14 protein-coding genes are annotated in these 19,136 nt (G+C 69.1%); 8 read left to right on the forward strand and 6 right to left on the reverse strand.

Annotated features, from left to right (window positions below; translation table 11 throughout):
* Positions 1 to 30: 30 nt before the first annotated feature.
* Both AC2EBS_RS17250 and AC2EBS_RS17255 read left to right on the forward strand, forming a co-directional pair.
* Positions 31 to 1,290 (forward strand): hypothetical protein, encoded by a 1,260-nt coding sequence (locus AC2EBS_RS17250; RefSeq protein WP_484729689.1) that lies wholly within the window; start codon positions 31 to 33, stop codon positions 1,288 to 1,290.
* A complete protein-coding gene (locus AC2EBS_RS17255) occupies positions 1,287 to 1,946 on the forward strand; it encodes a tRNA-uridine aminocarboxypropyltransferase (RefSeq protein ID WP_484729690.1) in 660 nt (219 codons plus the stop codon). The genes AC2EBS_RS17250 and AC2EBS_RS17255 overlap by 4 nt, the downstream gene beginning before the upstream one ends.
* Here AC2EBS_RS17255 and AC2EBS_RS17260 read toward each other — a convergent pair.
* A complete protein-coding gene (locus AC2EBS_RS17260) occupies positions 1,943 to 3,745 on the reverse strand; it encodes a methyl-accepting chemotaxis protein (RefSeq protein ID WP_484729691.1) in 1,803 nt (600 codons plus the stop codon). The genes AC2EBS_RS17255 and AC2EBS_RS17260 overlap by 4 nt on opposite strands.
* 552 nt (positions 3,746 to 4,297) lie before the next feature.
* On the opposite strand from AC2EBS_RS17260, the gene AC2EBS_RS17265 reads away from it, so the two are divergent.
* Positions 4,298 to 5,062, forward strand: a complete 765-nt coding sequence (locus AC2EBS_RS17265; protein WP_484729692.1) for a sulfite exporter TauE/SafE family protein — start codon at positions 4,298 to 4,300, stop codon at positions 5,060 to 5,062.
* Between the two features lie 52 nt (positions 5,063 to 5,114).
* Complete coding sequence (locus AC2EBS_RS17270) at positions 5,115 to 5,933, forward strand: HDOD domain-containing protein (protein ID WP_484729693.1); 819 nt, start codon at positions 5,115 to 5,117, stop codon at positions 5,931 to 5,933.
* Positions 5,934 to 6,083: 150 nt separating this feature from the next.
* Here the strand turns inward: AC2EBS_RS17270 and AC2EBS_RS17275 are convergent, their stop codons facing one another.
* The 4 genes from AC2EBS_RS17275 to AC2EBS_RS17290 all read right to left on the reverse strand — a co-directional run bounded on the left by AC2EBS_RS17275 (position 6,084) and on the right by AC2EBS_RS17290 (position 11,997).
* Positions 6,084 to 7,400 (reverse strand): GGDEF domain-containing protein, encoded by a 1,317-nt coding sequence (locus AC2EBS_RS17275; protein ID WP_484729694.1) that lies wholly within the window; start codon positions 7,398 to 7,400, stop codon positions 6,084 to 6,086.
* Between the two features lie 57 nt (positions 7,401 to 7,457).
* Positions 7,458 to 9,653 carry a bifunctional diguanylate cyclase/phosphodiesterase gene (locus tag AC2EBS_RS17280; protein WP_484729695.1) on the reverse strand — a complete coding sequence of 732 codons (2,196 nt, stop codon included), beginning with the start codon at positions 9,651 to 9,653 and terminating at the stop codon, positions 7,458 to 7,460.
* 91 nt (positions 9,654 to 9,744) lie between these two features.
* A complete protein-coding gene (locus AC2EBS_RS17285; protein ID WP_484729696.1) occupies positions 9,745 to 10,680 on the reverse strand; it encodes a pseudouridine synthase in 936 nt (311 codons plus the stop codon).
* A 15-nt stretch (positions 10,681 to 10,695) separates the two neighbouring features.
* The gene (locus AC2EBS_RS17290; protein ID WP_484729697.1) at positions 10,696 to 11,997 is read right to left on the reverse strand and encodes a UDP-N-acetylglucosamine 1-carboxyvinyltransferase; all 1,302 of its coding nucleotides are present in this window, start codon (positions 11,995 to 11,997) and stop codon (positions 10,696 to 10,698) included.
* Between the two features lie 108 nt (positions 11,998 to 12,105).
* Between AC2EBS_RS17290 and asd the strand changes: the two genes are divergently transcribed.
* Positions 12,106 to 12,954, forward strand: a complete 849-nt coding sequence (gene asd / locus AC2EBS_RS17295; protein ID WP_484729698.1) for an archaetidylserine decarboxylase — start codon at positions 12,106 to 12,108, stop codon at positions 12,952 to 12,954.
* Here the strand turns inward: asd and AC2EBS_RS17300 are convergent.
* Positions 12,896 to 15,232, reverse strand: coding sequence for a putative bifunctional diguanylate cyclase/phosphodiesterase (locus AC2EBS_RS17300; protein ID WP_484729699.1), 2,337 nt, complete (start codon positions 15,230 to 15,232; stop codon positions 12,896 to 12,898). The two genes, asd and AC2EBS_RS17300, sit on opposite strands and share 59 nt — an antisense overlap.
* Before the next feature lie 136 nt (positions 15,233 to 15,368).
* On the opposite strand from AC2EBS_RS17300, the gene AC2EBS_RS17305 reads away from it, so the two are divergent.
* The 3 genes from AC2EBS_RS17305 (at position 15,369) to AC2EBS_RS17315 (ending at position 19,110) form a co-directional block, all read left to right on the forward strand.
* Positions 15,369 to 16,676, forward strand: coding sequence for a tryptophan--tRNA ligase (locus AC2EBS_RS17305; RefSeq protein WP_484729700.1), 1,308 nt, complete (start codon positions 15,369 to 15,371; stop codon positions 16,674 to 16,676).
* Positions 16,677 to 16,861: 185 nt separating this feature from the next.
* On the forward strand, positions 16,862 to 18,550 hold the full coding sequence (locus AC2EBS_RS17310) for an AMP-binding protein (protein WP_484729701.1): 1,689 nt from the start codon (positions 16,862 to 16,864) through the stop codon (positions 18,548 to 18,550).
* A gap of 38 nt (positions 18,551 to 18,588) precedes the next feature.
* Positions 18,589 to 19,110 carry a GNAT family N-acetyltransferase gene (locus tag AC2EBS_RS17315; RefSeq protein WP_484729702.1) on the forward strand — a complete coding sequence of 174 codons (522 nt, stop codon included), beginning with the start codon at positions 18,589 to 18,591 and terminating at the stop codon, positions 19,108 to 19,110.
* The last annotated feature ends 26 nt before the right edge of the window (positions 19,111 to 19,136 follow it).

Raw genomic sequence — 19,136 nt, forward strand, 5'->3', positions numbered from 1 at the left:
CACTTGGCAAAGCTGGCAGACTGCGCGGCAATGAAGAAGCTCCTCCTGCGCCGTCCCTGGCTGGCGCTGCCGATAGCCGTGCTGCTGGCGCTGCTGATTGCCCTGGCGCTGGCGCTGCAAAGCGCGGCCAGCGTCCCGCCGGCGCCCATGCTCACGCCCGATCAAGTGGCGCGCGCCAAGCAGTTCCTGCGCAGCAACGACCCGCGGCGCATGCCTGCGGGCAGCGAGCGCCGTCTGCTCGTGCCCCAGGCCGAGCTGGAGCTGATGCTGTTGCATCTGGCTCGCCACGCCCTGGCCGAGCGAGCCCCGGCACTGCGCTTGCGCATCGACGCTGGCCAGGCGCAGCTGCAGCTCAGCCAGGCCTTGCGACCGGCGCTGTGGCTCAACCTGGACTTGCGCCTGCGCGCTGCCGACGGGCAGCTGCGCATCGATTCGCTGCGCCTGGGACATCTGCCCCTGCCGGCCTGGCTAGGTGAAGCGCTGGCCCGGGCCTGGCTGGAGCGCCTGAGCCAGCGCGAAGAGATCGCGGTGGCACGCGGACTGCTGCGCCGGGTGGCGCTGCAAGCGGGGCAGCTCGAGCTCGTCTACGAATGGCATACCGACAGCTACCGGCGGCTGGTGGCGGGGCTGATCAGCCCGGCCGACCAGCAGCGCCTGCTGGCCCACGCCGAGTCCCTGCACAGCTGGGCAGCCGCGCGGGTCCGCCACGGCGCTGTGCCGCTGGTCGAAGCGCTGCCCGCGGCCTTCGCACTGGCGCGCGAGCGCAGTGCCCACGACGGCGACGCCGCCGCCGAGAACCGCGCCGCGCTGCTCAGCCTGGCGCTCTACGCCACCGGGCGCAGCCCGGCCAGTCTGCTCAAGGCAGCCGCCGACTGGCCACCGCCGCAATGGCTGCCGATGAGCCTGCAGGGACGGCCTGACTTCCCCATGCATTTCATCGTCTCGGCGGCGCTGGCAGCCACCGGCGGCGGGCCGCTGGCCGATGCACTGGGTGTCTACAAGGAGCAGTTCGACAGCCGTTACGGCAGCGGCTTCAGTTTCAACGACATCGCTGCCGATCGCGCCGGCACGCGCTTCGGCCTGGCGGTGATGCGCGCTCCCGAACAGCTGCAGCAGCGCATCGCCGCCGGGCTGAGCGAGCAGGACCTGCTGCCCGACCTCTCCGACCTGCCCGAGTACCTGACCGAGGCCGAGTTCCGCCAGCGCTACGGCGCTGTCGATGCGCCGGGCTACCGGCAGATGATGGGTGCCATCGAGGCGCGGCTGGACCAGCTGCCGCTGCTGCGTTGAAGGGCATAACGCACAGCAACGCCACGCCGGCCGACGCCAAGCGCCGGCCGCTGTGCGCGCGCTGCGGCAGTCCGCTGGCACGCTGCCTGTGCGCGCTTGTCGCCGATGTCGACAACCGCGCCGAGGTGCTGCTGCTGCAGCATCCGCTGGAACAGGCGCAGGCCAAGGGCACTGCCCGGCTGCTCGCGCTGTCGCTGCGGCATTGCCATCTGATGGTCGGCGAGAGCTTCGAACCAGGACAGCTGCTGGCGGCGCTGCACGCCCCGACCGCAGACGGCGCGGCCGCCCAGCCAGTGCTGCTCTACCCAGCCGCCGCCCAGGACCCGCTGTTCCTGCCCGGCAGCCACGCAGCTCAGCAGCTGCGCCTGGTGGTGATCGACGCGACCTGGCGCAAGAGCCGCAAGATGCTCGCCCTCAACCCGGCGCTGCAGGCCTTGCCGCGCATGGCGCTCGAGGACGCGCCGCCTTCGCGTTACTCGATCCGACGCGCGGAGTCGGCCACGCAGCGCTCGACGCTGGAAGCCACGCTGTTGGCGCTGGAGCAGGTCGAGGGCCGGGTCAGCCCCTATGCGCCGCTGTGGGCGGCGATGGATGCGCTGATGGACCTGCTGGTGTCGCGCCGACCGCCACCGCAGTTGCCGGACCCAGAGGCCTAGAAGGTTTCCCACTCATCGTCGGACGGCTTGGGGGCCGGCGGCGCCGACGGAGCCGGCGGAGCGCTGCGGCTGGCCGGCGGCGCCACAGGGCTGGGCGCGGCTGCCGCCGGCCTGCGCACGGCCCCTGGCTTGGCAGGGGCGACCGGCTTGGCCACAGGCCGGGTCACCGCGGATGCAGTACTTCGCGGCACCGCCGATGGCGCGGCCGAGGGCACGGACCCGGCTGCTGCCGGGTCCAGCCTGAAGACCGACACCACCTCGGTGAGGCGCCGTGCCTGCTCACGCAGCGACTGCGCCGCAGCAGCCGACTCCTCGACGAGCGCGGCATTCTGCTGCGTCATCTGGTCCAGGTTGGACACCGCCACGTTCACCTGCGCGATGCCGTCGCGCTGTTCCCCGGCGGCCGAGGCGATCTCGCCGATCAGGTCGGTGACGCGCCTGACGCTGGCGACGATGTCGCTCATCGCCGCGCCCGTCTGCTCGACCAGTTGCGCGCCAGACTCAACGCGGTCCACCGAGGCGCCGATCAGCCCCTTGATCTCCTTGGCGGCATCAGCCGAGCGCTGCGCCAGCGAGCGGACCTCGCCGGCGACGACCGCAAAGCCGCGCCCCTGCTCCCCGGCGCGCGCAGCCTCCACCGCCGCGTTCAAGGCCAGGATGTTGGTCTGGAAGGCGATGCCGTCGATCACGCCGATGATGTCGGCAATGCGGCGCGAGCTCTCGGTGATCTGCGCCATATTGCCAATCACCTGCTCGACCACCTGACCGCCTCGCGTGGCCGCTTCAGCGGCCGAAGCCGCCAGCTGGTTTGCCTGGCGTGCCGTGTCCGCCGACTGACCCACGGTGGAGGTCAGTTCCTCCATCGAACTGGCGGTCTGCTGCAGGCTGGAGGCGGTCTGCTCGGTGCGTGCACTCAGGTCCTGGTTGCCGGTGGCGATCTGGCTGGACGCGGTGGCCACGGAGTCGACGCCCTGGCGAACCTCGCCGACGACCTGGCGCAGTTGCAGCACCATGCGGTCGATGGCCTTCAGCAACTGGCCGAACTCGTCTTTCTGCGCACTCTCGACGCGGGTGCTCAAGTCACCGGACGCCACCTGTTCCGCAGCGGCGATGGCCTGCTTCAAGGGGCGCTGAATCGAACGCACTAGCAGCACCGCTCCCGCGATCAATCCCAGCACGATCACTGCGATAAAGATGGCCGAATAGCCCACCGTTGCCTGCCTGCGCTTGGCCAAATCGGCCAGCAGATCCTGACGCGCACGCTCTTGCTCGGCGGCAAATTCCGCCAATGTCTTCAGATAGGCCGCCGAGCCAGGGTTGAAGCGTTGCGACATCTCCGCCGCCAGGGCGGCCGGGTCGCTGGCCTTGAGCGCGCGGACCTTGGCCAGCGAGTCCAGCACGTTCTTGCGCGCTGCAGCCACCGCGGCCATCAGTTCCTTGTCCTTGGCGCTCAGGTCCATGCCCTCGATGGACTTCTGCACCTCATTGACGTCGCGGATCGTGGCGGCGATGTCGTCCTTGAACATGGCGTCGACCGCTGGATCGCTGCTCACCGCGCCCGCCTGAATCTTGATGACCGCCGTGGTGGTCAATGTCGCCCATCGCTTGGACGCATCCAGCTTGGCGTCCATCGCCGCGATGCGCTCATTGGCCTGCTGCTGCACGGCGTTGCTTCGCCAACCGGCGAAGCCGATCACGGCGACCAGCGATAGGACCACGGTCGCCACAGCGAACCACAGTCGGAAGGCCACACTGTGCCGGCCGATGCCGCGCGTGAGGCTGGGTTGTTCATTCGACATGGATGGCACCTCCAAAAAACAAACAGCGTGGCGGGCCGCGCACTGCTGACTGCAGCCTATGCGCCGCCAGCCTTCACGCCCTTGATTGGCCTCAAGCCGGCCTCAGCCTTGGATCGGGCAGCTCAGCCCATCGCTCCGGCGCCGGCCAAGCACATGCGCAGGGCCCCGCGGCCTGTTTGCGCAAATACGACAGAAATCAAATCCACCCTGCCGTAGTCAAGGCGGTCATCAACCCTTGACACAACGTTTTCGGTGCATTGCCCACCTCACTTAAGCCCATGGCCAGCCTTGGATTCATCGCATGTTTGCGCACACTTACGTTTTCAGATTGGTGCATCGCAGCGGGTAGAAACCCCAAGTGCGTGCATCCGAGCGACTCCCTACATTGCGAAGCACTCGACGCAGTCGTCGTCCCTGGCGGGGACTGCTTGGCGGGGCTGAGGAGACAAACAAGAGCTTTCCGAGAACGAACACGAACGATTGCTGTGACACCGTCACAATTCGAGGGCACCGCGAGGTGCCCTCTTTGTTTTCCTGCCCGCCCGCGCGCCGATGCCTGTTGAACTGCTGACCGTCGCCCTCGCATCGTTGCTTGCCGGACTCGTCGATGCCATCGTCGGCGGCGGTGGGCTGGTACTGATCCCGGCACTGTTCAGTGCCTTCCCGCAGGCCGCTCCGGCGACGCTGTTCGGCACCAACAAGGGCGCATCGATCTGGGGGACGGCCTGGGCCAGCCTGCAGTACGGGCGCCGGGTCGACCTGCCTTGGTCAGCCCTGCTGCCCGCGTGCGGCGCGGCCCTGCTGGGTGGCTTTGCCGGCGCCTGGGCCGTGACCCTGGTGAGCGCGGAGGGCCTGCGCAAGGCGCTGCCTTTCATCCTCGGTGCGGTGCTGCTCTACACGCTGATGCGCAAGGACCTGGGCCGGCACCACGCGCCGCTGCACGAAGGGCGCAAGCAGGCCCTGCTCGCCAGCACCATCGGCCTGGTGATCGGCTTCTACGACGGCTTCTTCGGGCCTGGCACGGGGAGCTTCCTGGTCTTCCTCTTCGTGCGCCTGATGGGTTTCGACTTCCTGCACGCCTCGGCCAGCGCCAAGCTGCTCAACACCACGACCAATGGCGCAGCCCTGCTGCTCTTCGCCATGAAGGGTCATGTCTGGTGGCATGTCGCGGCAGTGATGGCGGTGACCAATGTGCTGGGCAGCCTGCTGGGTACGCGACTCGCCCTCAAGCACGGCGCCGGTTTCGTGCGCGGCGTCTTCGTCGTCGTGGTCTCGGCGCTGATCGTCAAGACGGCCTGGGACGCCTTTGCTCACTGAGAGGCGCCAGCCGCTACTATTGGCAACCCGGCACGACTACAACGCGAACACCATGCCCGTCGATCCACAACTGCGCACGCTCGACATCGAGATCCCCACCCAACCCGAGGTGCTGGTCAAGCTGTCGTTGCTGATGGCCGACGAGGACGTCGATCTGCAGGCGATTTCGGCCCTGGTCGAATCCGACATGGCGCTGGCCGCCGCGGTGATGAAGGCGGTCAACTCCTCTCTCTACGGCCTGCAGGGCCGGGTGCAGACGGTGCATCAGGCGCTGACCTATCTGGGCATGCGCGAGGTCGCGGCGATCACCTTCGAGATGGGCCTGCGCGCTGCCTTTCCGCCGGCAGTCGAGCTCGAGCCGATCTGGCATCGCGCCTCGCAACGCGGCCTGCTGATGGGCCGCATGGGGCAGCTGCTGGGTGTCGATCCCTGGGCGGCGCACTCGGCCGGCCTGTTCGAGGAGTGCGGCAAGGCGGTGCTCTACCGCCATGCACCGGCGCACTACCCGGCCATGCTGCGCGCAGCGCAGACGGACGTCGAGCTGGCCCAGTTGGAGCACACCGCCTTCGGCGTCAGCCACGATGCGCTGGGCGCCGCGCTGTGTGAAAGCTGGGGGCTGGCACCCGCTGCGGTGGCCAGCGTGCGCCACCATGTGCAGGTGCAGGACACGCTGCTGATGCCGGACGTGGTCCAGCGCCGCAGCGTGCTGGCGATCTCGGTGATGGCCTGGGCGTTGCTGAACCGCCCGGACGACATCGAAGACATTGCTCGCGACATCGCGCCGCAGGCGCAGCTGGACGATACGCTGGTGCTGCGTGCCGCGCGCCGCGTCCACGAACAACTGCTCGAAGCCCAGGAACGCGGTCGCTGAGCCCGGACCGAGGGCCCTGCCTGCGCAGGGACCGATGCCGGGCGAAGGGCCGGTCATGTCCTGCATGACCGGCGCGGCCTGCAAGGCTGAGCCCGGACCCTCATCCCAAGACCGGCGCGGCCTGCAGGCTGAGCCCGAACCGAGATCCGGCTACGCCGCCAGGCTGAGCCGGTCGCGGCCGGCGTGCTTGGCTACCGCCAGCGCCTCGTCGGCCGCCTGCAGCAACGCCTGCGAGCTCAAGTAAGGCTGCTGCGCGCTGTAGGCTGCCAGCCCGATGCTCACGGTCAGCACGCCGCCTGGTGCGTCGGCATTGGGCAGCCCCAGAGCGCGCAAGTCTTCGCGCAGCTGCTCCAGCAGGGCCTGCGCACCCGCCTGGTCCAGCCCGGGCAGCAAGGCCACGAACTCCTCGCCGCCGAAGCGTGCCACGAGATCGGTGTCGCGCTTGAAGCGCTCGTTGAGCAGATGCGCAAAGCGCTGCAGCGCTGCATCGCCGGCGCCATGGCCGTGCTGCTGGTTGTAGGACTTGAAGGCGTCCAGGTCCATCACCGCCAGGGCCAGCTTGCCGTGCTGGCGCTGGGCGCGCTTGAACTCGCGCCGCAGCGCCTCGTCGAACTCGCCGCGGTTGGCCAGACCGGTGAGCGCATCCACCCGCGACAAGGCGGCCAGCTCGCGCTGCTTGGCCTGCAGCTCACGCTCGACATGGCGCAGCGCCACGGTCTGCCGCTCGACTTCCTGCTGCAGCGCCAGGGCACGCGACTGCTCGCGCTGCAGCTGCGAATCGACGCTCTGCTGCACATGGGCCAAAGCTGCATTGATCTGCCGCAGCTCCAGCGGCGCATGCCGCGAGGCCGCTGTGGGCCAGTCCAGCTGGCTGGGCGGCTGGCTGGCATCGAAGCGCTGCATTTCCGCGGTGACGCGGCGCAGATGACGCAGCAGCATGCGCTCCAGCAGCCATGCGGCCGCCAGGCCCAGCACCAGCACAAGCAACAGGTTCTGCGTCAGCTGCAGCAGCAGCGGCCGATCCTGCAGCAGCAAGGCCAGCGACAGCGTCGCCGCTGGCAGGGCCACCTGCACCGAGCCCAGTGGCGCACCCGCCTGGCGCGGATCGTTCAGCGTGAACTCGCTGCGCGTCAGCGGTTCTGAAACGGGGGCATCGCCCACCGCCAGAAGCCGGCCGTCCGCCGTGCGCAGCTCGATGCTGGCGGCGCCATGACGCCTGGCCATGGCAGCGAGCAGCTGCTGCGTCTGATCGTCGCGGCGCTCCACCACGCTGCGCGCCAGCGTCTCGGCATAGAGCAGCGGCAGCAGCTGCAGCTCGCCCGCCTGCCGCTCGGCGCGCTCGTCCAGCTCGAGCCCGACACGCCACAGGCTGGAGGCAGCCGCGAAGGCCAGCCCCAGCGCCAACAGCGCCAGGCTGGTGCGCGACTTCACCGAGGCCTGGAGGTGAGCAAGCGGGCGGGAGTTCATCGACTGCGGAAGGGCAACTGCCGGATCGCTGCCATTGTGCCCAGCAGCGACTCAGCCTCAGGCTGGGGCTTTCCCAGTGTCGGCCTGAGCCCTGGCGTAGTCGAGGATGGCGCCGGCCGCCATCGGACGGGCGTAGTGATAACCCTGCGCATAGCCGCAACCCAGCGCACCGAGCCGCTCGGCCACCGCCTGCGTCTCCACGCCCTCGGCCACCACCTGCAGGTCCAGGCTGGCGGCCAGCGCGATGATGGCCTCGACGATCAGCGTCGCATTGCGGTCCTTGTCGAAGGAGATGAGGAAGCTCTTGTCGATCTTCAGCCGGTCCACCGGGAACTGGGTCAGATAGGACAGGCTGGAAAAGCCGGTGCCAAAGTCGTCCAGCGACAGGCTCAAGCCCTGCGCCTTCAGGCGCGTCACCGTCTCCAGCACACTGGACGGATCGCTGATCAGGATGGACTCGGTCAATTCCAGGTTGAGCCGTTGCGGCGCCAGGCCGCTGCGGGTCAGTGCCGACTGCACCACCGATTCGACATGTCCCTGGCGGAACTGCAGCGCCGACAGGTTCACGCCCACCAGCGGCAGTCGCCCAGCGATCGCCGGCCAGCGCGCCGCCTGCGCGCAGGCCTCGTGGATCACCCATTCGCTGATCGGCACGATCAGACCGCTTTCCTCCGCCACCGGGATGAACAGCGCCGGCGGCACCAGGCTGCCGTCCGCACGGCGCCAGCGCAGCAGCGCCTCGGCACCGACCATCAGGCCGCTGCGCAGCTCGATCACCGGCTGAAAGTGCAGCTCGAACTCGCCACGCTGCAGCGCACCGGCCAGCCCGCTCTGCAGGTCCATGCGGTGCACCACATCGTCCTGCATGCCGCGGTCGAAGAAGCGATAGGTGTTGCGCCCAGCGCCCTTGGCGCGATACATCGCCGCATCGGCGCGGCCGAGCAGGCTTTCCATGTCCGACCCGTGCTCGGGCGCCAGCGCCACGCCGAAAGACGCCGACACGTGCATGCTGGTGCCGCCCAGCACGAAGGGCTCGCCCAGGGCCTGCTGCACCGCGGCCAGGCTGCGCAGCGCGCCGCCCTGGCCGTCCACCTCGCGCAGCACGATGACGAACTCGTCGCCGCCCAGTCGGCCCACGGTGTCGGTCGCCCGCAGCGCCGCCGACAGGCGCGCTGCCACCTGGCGCAACAAGTCGTCGCCGGCGCCATGCCCCAGGGAGTCGTTGATGTTCTTGAACTGGTCGAGGTCCAGCAGCACCACCGCCGTGCTCTTGCCGCTGCGCCGCAGCTCGGCGACGGCCTGCTCCACGCGGTCGCGCAGCAAGGCACGGTTGGGCAGGCCGGTGAGCGGGTCGTGATAGGCCAGGTGTTCGAGATTGCGCTCCGCCTGGCGACGCTCGGCGATCTCCTCGCTCAGGCGCAGATAGGGCTGGCGCACCGCATGCAGATAGATGGCGCGAAACAGGAAGGCGTAGGCCAGCACCTTGTAGGCATGGCCGAGCAGCTGGTAGCTGTCGTTGACGTTGGCATAGAGCGTGAAGCACAGCTCGCTGAGCACCGAGATCACCGCCGCCAGCGCAAGATCGGCGCTGCTGAAACGGGCCTGCGCGGTCTGCCGCACCAGCAGCCAGGCGGCGGCCAGCAGCAACGCGACCACGCCATACTCCGCCGCCACCTTCACCGGCGTCAGTCCCTGACCTTCGACGAAGAACAGCGGCCAGGCTTCGGGAAGCAACAGGCCGAGCAGGATGCAGGCAAAGGCCAACGCCAGCATGGCAACCAAGAGCAGCTGCCGCTGCACCGTGCTGATCGGCTGCACCAGCGGCAGCAGCGCCACCGCAAGCAGTACCGCGGCGCTGACATAGCGGGCGCACAGCCAGAAGACGATGGCCTTCTGCGGGCTGGACGCGGTGATCATGTCCGGCATGCCCTTGTAGGACATCAGGTGCGCCACATCGAGCAGCCCCACGGCGAGAAAGCCCGCGCCGAGCAGGCTGGCACTGAATGTGCGCTCCCGACCCTGGGCCGTCCACGCCGAGATGAACACCATCAGCGCCACCATCACCGCGGCCAGCTCGCTGAGCGTGTGCAACCAGACCGGGAAGACATGCCGGCCCGCAGGCATCCATTCGTCCGGCAGCAGCACGGCCAGCAGGAGCAAGGCACTGAGCGCTGCCACCAGCATCAGCGGCCCACGGCCACCGGCGCGCTGCAGCACGCCAGCACCCAGCTCCAGATGCTGCGGCCCGGTCATGACCCGCTCGTGTTCGGCCAAAGCGATAACTCCTGTGCAGTGCCAAGCACGCCCAGGCGGGCGGCCGCTGCCAGCATATCGTCTGAGACGCCTAGCCGACCAGCGCTTTGAGGGTTAGCCCCGAATGAAACTCCCGGCGCCGGCCCAGGCACGGGTCGTCGAAGGCCAGACGCCGTGCCAGCAGCTGCAAGGGCTCGCTGAAGTCGGCTCCGGTCTCGGCCGGCTGCAGCACCGGGTAGATGCGATCGCCGGCGATCGGCAGACCCAAGGCGCTCATCTGTGCGCGCAGCTGGTGCTTGCGACCGGTCTCGGGCCGCAGTTCGTAGTGCGCGCGGCCGCGGTCCAGGCGCGCGAGCAGGCGGATCTCTGTGCGCGCATTGGCCTCGCCCGGCAGCTCCTGCATTTGCATGAAGGCCTCGCGGCGCTCCTCGAGGCGGCTCTCATAGCGCAGCGGGAAGTGCAGCGCGCACCCGGCAGCTTCCGGCGCCGGCGCCACCGCCTCGTAGACCTTCTCGACCGCGCGCTCGCGGAACAGGCGCTGGTAGGCGTCGCGCGTCTGTGGCTGGATCGCGAAGACCGTCAGCCCCGCGGTCTCGCGGTCCAGCCGATGGATGGGCGTCAGCGTGGCGATGCCGGTGCGGCGCTTCAGCCGCGTCAGCAGCGTCTGCTGCACATAGCGGCCCTTGGGCGTCACCGGCAGGAAATGCGGCTTGTCGGCGACGAGCAGGAAATCGTCCTGGAAGACGATCTGCTCCTCGAAGGGAATCACCGGCTCCTCGGCCAGCATGCGGTAGTAGTAGAGACGCCGCCCGTCGCCGCGATAGGGCGCGTCGGGCCGCAGCGGCAGGCCCTGGGCGTCCAGCACCTCGCCGCGCGCCAGACGGGCGAGCCAGTCCTCGCGCCCGACCAACGGCAATCGCTCGGCGAGGAAATCGACAAGCCGCAGCCAAGGCCCGGCAGGACAGGCCAGCGCGCTGGCGCTGACGCCGTCGCGCAAGGGCAGTTCCAGCTTGGGCGGACGGCTCATCGCCGCGCTGCAGGCTCAGTCGCCCTCGACCCACTCGATCTGCGCGCCCAGCGAGCAGATGTTCTCGACGAAATGCGGGTGCGCGCGGCGGATCGGCGTGGCGTGGCGGATCACCGACTTGCCGGGGATGCTTGCCGCCACCATCAGCAGCGCGATCGCCACGCGGATGATGTAGGGGCTCTCCACCTCGGCCGGATGCAGGGTCTTGCCGCCGAAGGTCACCATGCGGTGCGGGTCCGACAGGAAGGCATGCGCGCCGAACTTGGACAGCTCGGCGGTCCAGCCCATCGCGCCGTCGTAGATCTTGTTCCAGAACATCACGCTGCCCTCGGCCTTGACGCCCAAAGCGATGAAGATCGGCAGCAGGTCCACCGGCAGATAGGGCCAGGGCGCGGCCTCGACCTTCTGCAGGATGTTGCGCGTGAACGGCTCCTTGACCTTCAGCGGGCCGTCGGTCTCTGCCCTGGACCAGCCGTTCTCATGTTTGATCAGCACGCCGAACTTGGCGAAGGTGCGGTCGATCAGCGGGAACTGCTCGGGCGTGGAGTTCTTCACCTCGACGCGGCCGCCGGTGATTGCGCCCAGTGCGAGGAAGGTGACGATCTCGTGGAAGTCCTCGGCGAAGGTGAACTCGCCGCCGCTGAGCTTGTCGACGCCGGTGATGGTCAGCCGCGAGGTGCCCAGGCCCTCGATCCTGGCGCCCAGCATCTGCATGAACTGGCAGAACTCCTGCACATGGGGCTCGGAGGCGGCGTTCATCAGCGTGGAGCGCCCTTCGGCCAGCGCGGCGCAGAGCACGAAGTTCTCGGTCGTCGTCACCGAGGCGTAGTCGGTCCAGTGGTCGTTGCCCTGGAGCTGGCCGCGCACCGCGAGCGTCAGGCCGTCGCTCTGGCGCTGCACCTCGGCGCCGAAGCGCTCGAACACCTCCACATGCGGGTCGATCTCGCGTGCGCCCAGCGTGCAGCCCTTGACATCGTCCTCGATGCGCGCCGCGCCGAAGCGCGCCAGCAGGCCCGGCACCAGCATGATGGAGCTGCGCATCTCCTCGGGCAGGCGGTCCACCGCCGGATCGAAGCGGGTGTCGCGGTGGTGCAGGTCGAGCACGCCGCTCTGATAGTCCACCTCGACATGGCTGCCCAGCTTGCGGAACACCTCGAGGATCTTGCGCACGTCGGTGATCTCGGGCACGCCGCGCAGCCGCACCGGCTCGCGCGTGAGCAGCGTGGCGCACAGGATGGGCAGCACCGCGTTCTTGTTGGCCGAGGGGACGATGCGGCCGCTCAGGGGCGTGCCGCCATGGACGATCAGATTGGACATGGATGGGGCTGGTCTGCCGGGGGTCGCAGCGGCCGGATGGCACGCAGGTGCGCATTATCCCGCTGGCTACAATCCCCAGCCCGCCCCTCGTCCAAACCCCGAAGTACCGTGTCCGATCGCCTTGCCGTGCTGCCGCAATACCTGCTGCCCAAGCAGGCCCTCACCGCGCTGGCCGGCGCCTTCGCATCGGCCAAGCTGGGCGGGCTGACCACCTGGGCGATCCAGCGCTTCATCCGCCGCTATCGCGTGGACATGCTGGAGGCGGCCGACCCCAATCCGGGCGCCTACGAGAGCTTCAACGAGTTCTTCACCCGAGCGCTCAAGGACGGTGCCCGGCCGCTGGCCAACGCGCCGCTGATCTGCCCGGTGGACGGCGCGATCAGCCAGTTCGGCGCCATCGAGGGCGAGCAGATCTTCCAGGCCAAGGGCCACCGCTACACGGCCACCGCGCTGGTCGGCGGCGACGCCGCGCTGGCCGCGCAGTTCGAGAACGGCCATTTCGCCACGCTGTACCTGAGCCCGCGCGACTACCACCGCATCCACATGCCCTGCGCCGGCCGCCTGCTGCGCATGATCCATGTGCCGGGCGCGCTGTTCTCGGTGAACCCGACCACCGCGCGCGGCGTGCCAGGCCTGTTCGCGCGCAACGAGCGCGTGGTCTGCGTGTTCGAGCGCGACGACGGCCTGGGCCCCTTCGTGCTGGTGCTGGTCGGCGCCACCATCGTCGGCTCGATGGCCACGACCTGGCATGGCGTGGTCAACCCGCCGCGCCCCGGGCAGCTGCGCCAGTGGCGCTACGACGACGCCGACATCCGCCTGGCCCAGGGCCAGGAGATGGGCCGCTTCCTGCTCGGCTCCACCGTGGTGATGCTGTTCCCGCGCGGCGGCCTTGAGGCCTTCAATCCGGACTGGCAGCCGGGCCGGGCGATCCGGCTGGGCGAGGCGATGGCGCGCTGACGGCGTCCAGCGCCTGGGCCAGCAGCTCGGCGGCCAGTGCAGCCAGCAGCGGCCGCCCCAGGTGGTAACCCTGCAGCTGCGTGCAGCCCAGCGCCTCGGCCGCCTGGGCCTGGGCTTCGGTCTCTATGCCCTCGGCCACCACCTCCAGCCCCAGCGACTGGCCTAAAGCGCAGGTGGCATGCACCACCGCCCCCGCCTCGCGCTGCGGCAACGGCGCGATCATGCTGCGGTCCAGCTTCATCGCATGGATGGGCAGCTGGCGCAGCATGGTCAGCGAGGACTGGCCGGTGCCGAAGTCGTCCAGCGCGCACAGCACACCGGCCTGGCGCAGCCGTTCCAGCTGCGGCCGCACCTGCTCGACATGGCCGATCGCCGCGGATTCGGTGATTTCGATCTGCAGACTGCCGCGCGGCAGGTGCAGCGCCTCCAGCGCCGCCAGCAGGCGCGGCACGAAGCGCGCATCCTCGAACTGCAGCGGCGAGACATTGATCGCCACCGGCAGCACGCTGCCGAAGCGGTCCAGCCATTCGCGCAGCTGGCGCGTCGCCAGCTCGACGATCAGCGCGCCCAGCGCCTGGATTTGGCCGGTGCGCTCGGCCGCCGGCACGAAATCCGCCGGACTGACCTGGCCATGGCCTGGCCGCTGCCAGCGCACCAGCGCCTCGAAGCCCAGCAGCGCGCGCGTGCCGGCACGGAACTTGGGCTGGTAGAGCAGCTCGAACTCGCCGGACTCAAGCGCCTTGGCCAGCGCCTGTTCGGCGAGCAGGCGCTTCTGCGCCACCTGGTTCAGCGCCGCCTCGAAGAAGGCATAGCTGGGCCCGGGCTCGGCCTTGGCGCGATGCACGGCGGCATCGGCGGCGCGTAGCAGCCCCGGCCCGTCGCTGGCGTCGGCCGGGAACAGCGCGATGCCGACCGAGAGATGCACATAGAGCTCCGCCCCTTCAACCAGGAAGGAAGGCTGCATCAGCGCCAGCAATCGCTCGACGAAGCGCTGCGCTTCGCGCCGTTCGCCCGCATGCGCGCCCTCCAGCAAGAGCACGAACTGGTCCTCGCCCAGACGCGCCACCGTGGCCACATCGGCCAGCTCGCTTTTCAGCCGCGCGCCCACGGCCTGCAGCAGCGCGTCACCCAGCGCCGGGCCCAGCGTCTCATTGACGAGCTGGAAGCGGTCGATGTCGGCCGAGACGAGAGCGAAGGGCGGCGCGCCCAGCCGCGCCAGGTAGCCCAGGCGCTCGACGACGAAGTTGCGGTTGGGCAGATCGGTCAGCTCGTCGTGCAGGGCCTGACGACGCAGCGCCTGCAGCGCCGCATGCCGGCCACTGTCGTCGATCAGCGCGAGCAGCTCGGCAGGCGCACCGTCCCAGACGATCTGACTGGACAGGCCGTGCAGATGCAGCAGCCGTCCATCGCGCGAGCGGCGGGTGTCCTCCCACTCGAAACGCGCATCGGCATTGCCCAGCACCTGCTGGTGGCGCTGCCGGGCCTGCTCGTACTGCTCGGCACCGACCAGCACATCGAGCACATCGCTGCGACGGGCGCTGTGCAGATCCTCATGGCCGAACATGGCCAGGGCAGCCGGATTGGCATAGAGCAGCTCCCGGCCGCGAAACACCACCAGGCCCTGCAGCGAATGCTCGGCCAGACGCGAGAAGCGTTCGGCCTGCCGGCGCGCCTCGGCATGGGCGCGCTCCACCGACAGCAGGATCAAGGCCAGGCTCAGCGCGGTGTGCATCACCGCGCCGGCGCCATAGGTCAGCATCGAGCGGCCCATCGGGTCGAGCAGCGGGCCGCTGAGGTGCACCGCCGCGACGCCCAGAAAGCACAGGCCGACGCGGCTGGCGTAGGGCGAAGCCTGACGCCACAGCAGGCCCGCGCTGGCCAGCGCGCCCGCGCCCAGCACCAGGGCGCCGAAGAGGACCGCTGCGGGCATGTGCCAGGTCCCCAGCACCGCCAGAGCAGCCATCACCACCAGCAGCGCAGGCAGCCACAGCTGCACACGCAGCCGTCGGCCGCAGAAGTCCAGTGTGCCGGCCAGCTGCAGCAGCAACGAGCCGATCACCGCCGCCGACGCCAGCAGCGCCTGCAGCGCACGCAGCGGATGCGCGTCGGCAAACTGGTCCTGCATCAGCGGACCGCCGGCCAGACCCAGGGCGAGCAGCACCCAGCTCCAGCCCCAGTGGCGCACATAGCGATAGCGCAGTTCCTGGCGCCACAGCAGGAGCATGGCCAGCCCAGACAGCGCCAGCTGAATCGCACTGACCAACAGCAAGGGGGTCATCGCCAATCCCGGAAGATTCCGCTGTGGGCATGCTAGCCCATGCCCGCACGGCCGGGGTGGGCGCGGTGGTGGGCGAGAATACGCGCCGCAACAGCGCGGCCGCCCGTCGCGGATCGCCCCCGGATTCCAGCCCACCATGACCCAGCGCGTTCTCACCGGCATCACCACCACCGGCACCCTGCATCTCGGCAACTATGTCGGCGCGATCCGCCCGGCGATCGCAGCCAGCCGAGCGCCAGGCGTGGAGAGCTTCTTCTTCATGGCCGACTACCACGCGCTGATCAAGTGCGACGAGCCCGACCGCATCGAGGCCTCGCGCCTGCAGATCGCCGCCACCTGGATCGCGGCCGGCCTGGACACCGATCGCGCGGTGTTCTACCGCCAGAGCGACATCCCCGAGATCCCCGAGCTGACCTGGCTGCTGACCTGCGTCACCAGCAAGGGCCAGATGAACCGCGCCCATGCCTACAAGGCCTCGGTGGACGCCAACCTCGCCGCCGGCGAGGAGCCCGATGCCGGCGTCACGATGGGCCTGTACTGCTATCCCATCCTGATGGCCGCCGACATCCTGATGTTCAACGCCCACCGCGTGCCGGTCGGCAAGGATCAGGTTCAGCACATCGAGATGGCGCGCGACGTCGCGCAGCGCTTCAACCACCTGTTCGGTCAGGGCAAGGACTTCTTCGTGCTGCCCGAAGCCGAGGTCGAGGCCGAGATGGAGCTGCTGCCCGGGCTGGACGGCCGCAAGATGAGCAAGAGCTACGACAACGTGATCCCGCTGTTCGAAGGCGGCGCGAAGGCGCTGCGCGAGGCGATCGCGCGCATCGTCACCGACTCCAGGCTGCCCGGCGAGCCCAAGGACCCGGACAGCTCGCACCTGGTCACCATCTTCGACGCCTTCGCCACGCCCGAGCAGCGCGCCGCCTTCCGCGCCGAGCTGCGCGCCGGCCTGGCCTGGGGCGAGGCCAAGCAGCGCCTGTTCGACCAGATCGAGGGCCAGATCGGCCCGATGCGCGCGCGCTACGACGAACTGATGGCGCATCCCGAGCGCATCGAGGAGATCCTGCAGCGCGGTGCCGCCAAGGCGCGCGCCATCGCCGCGCCGCTGCTGGCCGAGCTGCGCCATGCGGTGGGCCTGCGCCCCTTCCAGGCGCTGCAGGCCAAGGCCGCGCCGGTGGCCCGCCCCAAGTCGGCGCTGCCAGTGTTCAAGCAGTACCGCGAGGCCGACGGCAAGTTCTACTTCAAGCTCAACGCCGCCGACGGCAGCCTGCTGCTGCAGAGCCAGGCCTTCGAGCAAGGCCGCGAGGCCGGCCAGTGGGTGGCGCGGCTGAAGACGGAAGGCGCTGCCGCGCTGGCCGGCGCGCCGGTGCAGCGCGCCGCGGGGCTGGACGAGGCCGCGCTGGCCGAAGCCCTGGCCGCGCTGGTGGCCGCCGCGGCGGACTGAGATCGCGCAGCCGGCCACAGCGTCGGCCAGCCAAAGCCTGCCATCGCCTTGACGCCGGGCACATCCGGCCGAATCTAGACTCGGCGCTCGACTTCGGCCCCGCACAAACCCCCTTGGCGCGCAAGCAGTAGCGCCGCTAGCCTACGATGCCATCTCAAAGCATTGACAACGTGGAGACAAGCATCATGGCCACCATTCCCGCCGACAGCCTGGCACTGCAGCGCTTCTACCACTGGGAACGCGAAGCGCCGAACCGCGTGACGCTCACCCAGCCCATGGGCAACGGTGTCGTCAAGGATTTCACCTGGGCCCAGGTGGGCGACCAGGTGCGCCGCATGGCCAGCTACCTGAAGAGCCAGGGCTGGGAGCCGGGCGCCCGCGTGGCGATCATCTCGAAGAACTGCGCCTGGTGGATGATGAGCGACCTGGCCATCTGGATGGCGGGCTATGTCTCCGTGCCGCTGTACCCGACACTGGCGCCCGACACCATCCGCCAGATCCTCGAGCACAGCGAGGCCAAGGCGCTGTTCGTCGGCAAGCTCGACGGCTGGGAGCACATGAAGCCCGGCGTGCCGGCCGATCTGCCCTGCATCGGCTACCCGCTGTCGCCCGAGGACGCGCTGAAGAACTATCCCGGCTGGGACGAGATCTGCGCGCGGCAGGAGCCGATGTTTGGCGAACCGCTGCGCGGTGCCGACGAGCTGGCCACGCTGATCTACACCTCGGGCACCACCGGCAAGCCCAAGGGCGTGATGCACACCTTCGGCGCCTTCGCCTGGGGCCTGGACAAGGGCCTGCGCCGCATCCCGATCACCGAATCCGACCGCATGCTGTCCTACCTGCCGCTGGCCCACGTGGTCGAGCGCGTGCTGGTCGAGCACGGCTGGCTGCGCACCGGCATGCATGTGTTCTTCGCCGAGAGCCTGGACACCTTCGCCGCCGACCTGCAGCGCGCGCGGCCGACGGTGTTCTTCTCGGTGCCGCGGCTGTGGGTGAAATTCCAGCAGGGCGTATTCGCCAAGATGCCGCCGCACAAGCTGGACCGTCTGCTGAAGATCCCGCTGCTGGGCGGCATCGTGCGCAAGAAGATCCTCAAGGCCCTGGGCCTGGATCAATGCCGCTTCGCCGCGGGCGGCGCCGCGCCCATGCCGCCGGCGCTGCTGGACTGGTACCGCAAGCTGGGCCTGGACATCCACGAAGGCTATGGCATGACCGAGAACCTGGCGATCTCGCACCTCAACGTGCCCGGCCGCGCCGAGTTCGGCACCGTGGGGCCGGCCTACGAGGAGGTGGAGACTCGCGTCGACCCGGTCAGCGGCGAGCTGCAGATGCGCAGCGCCGCGCTGATGCTGGGCTACTACAAGGAGCCCAAGCTCACCGAGGAGACCTTCACCCCCGACGGCTGGCTGCGCACCGGCGACAAGGCCGAGATCCTGCCCAGCGGCAGCGTGCGCATCACCGGCCGCGTGAAGGATCTGTTCAAGACCAGCAAGGGCAAGTACGTCGCTCCGGCGCCGATCGAGGACCGCCTGGTGATGCACCCCGACGTCGAGGCCTGCATGGTGGCCGGCGCCAACCTCGGCCAGCCGCTGGGCATCGTGATGCTGTCGCCGGATGCGGTGCAGCGCGTCAGCACCGAGGCCGAGCGCGAGCTGCTGATGAAGGAACTCAGCCAGCACCTGGACGACATCAACGCCCGCCTCGACCCGCACGAGCAGCTCGACTGCCTGGTGGCGGTGAAAACCGCCTGGACCGTGGACAACGGCTTCATCACGCCCACCTTCAAGGTCAAGCGCAACAAGGTCGAAGAGGCCTACGGCGCCCACTTCGAGCAATGGGTGAGCCAGCGCAGCAAGATCGTGTTCACTGAGTGAGTGAGCAGACGGTTGCGAGATTGCTATGCCCCCACACCATGAGAGTGCGCCCACTCAGCGCTTCCGATGCGCTTGAGTATCGAAAGCTCATGCTGGAGGCCTATGAGTCGGTTCCCGACGCATTCGTCTCAACGGCCGAGGAACGGGCTGCGGAACCAGAGGAATGGTGGGCAAAGCGAATCCACCACCCGAAGGGCCTCAGCCTGGCCTTTGGCGGCTTTGCTGACAGCCAACTGGTCGGCACCGCAACGATCGAGTACTCGTCAAAGCCAAAGACCAGGCACAAAGCCCTGCTCATCGGCATGTTCGTACAAGCACAGGCGAGAGGAACTGGTCTGGGACGTGAGTTGGTCCAGGCTGCACTGCAGCATGCAGAGGCCAGACCCGAGGTACTCGTCGTGACGCTCACGGTCACTGATGGCAATCTACCTGCCATCAAGCTGTACGAGTCTTGCGGCTTCAAGTCGTTTGGCATAGAGCCCCTGGCCATCGCCACACCATCGGGCTTCAAGTCCAAGGTTCACATGTGGCACCAGCTCCGCCCCGCCCCTCTGGCCTGAGCGGCTGTGCTGCCTGGCGCACTGCA

It is taken from the genome of Roseateles sp. T103, from assembly GCF_057219915.1.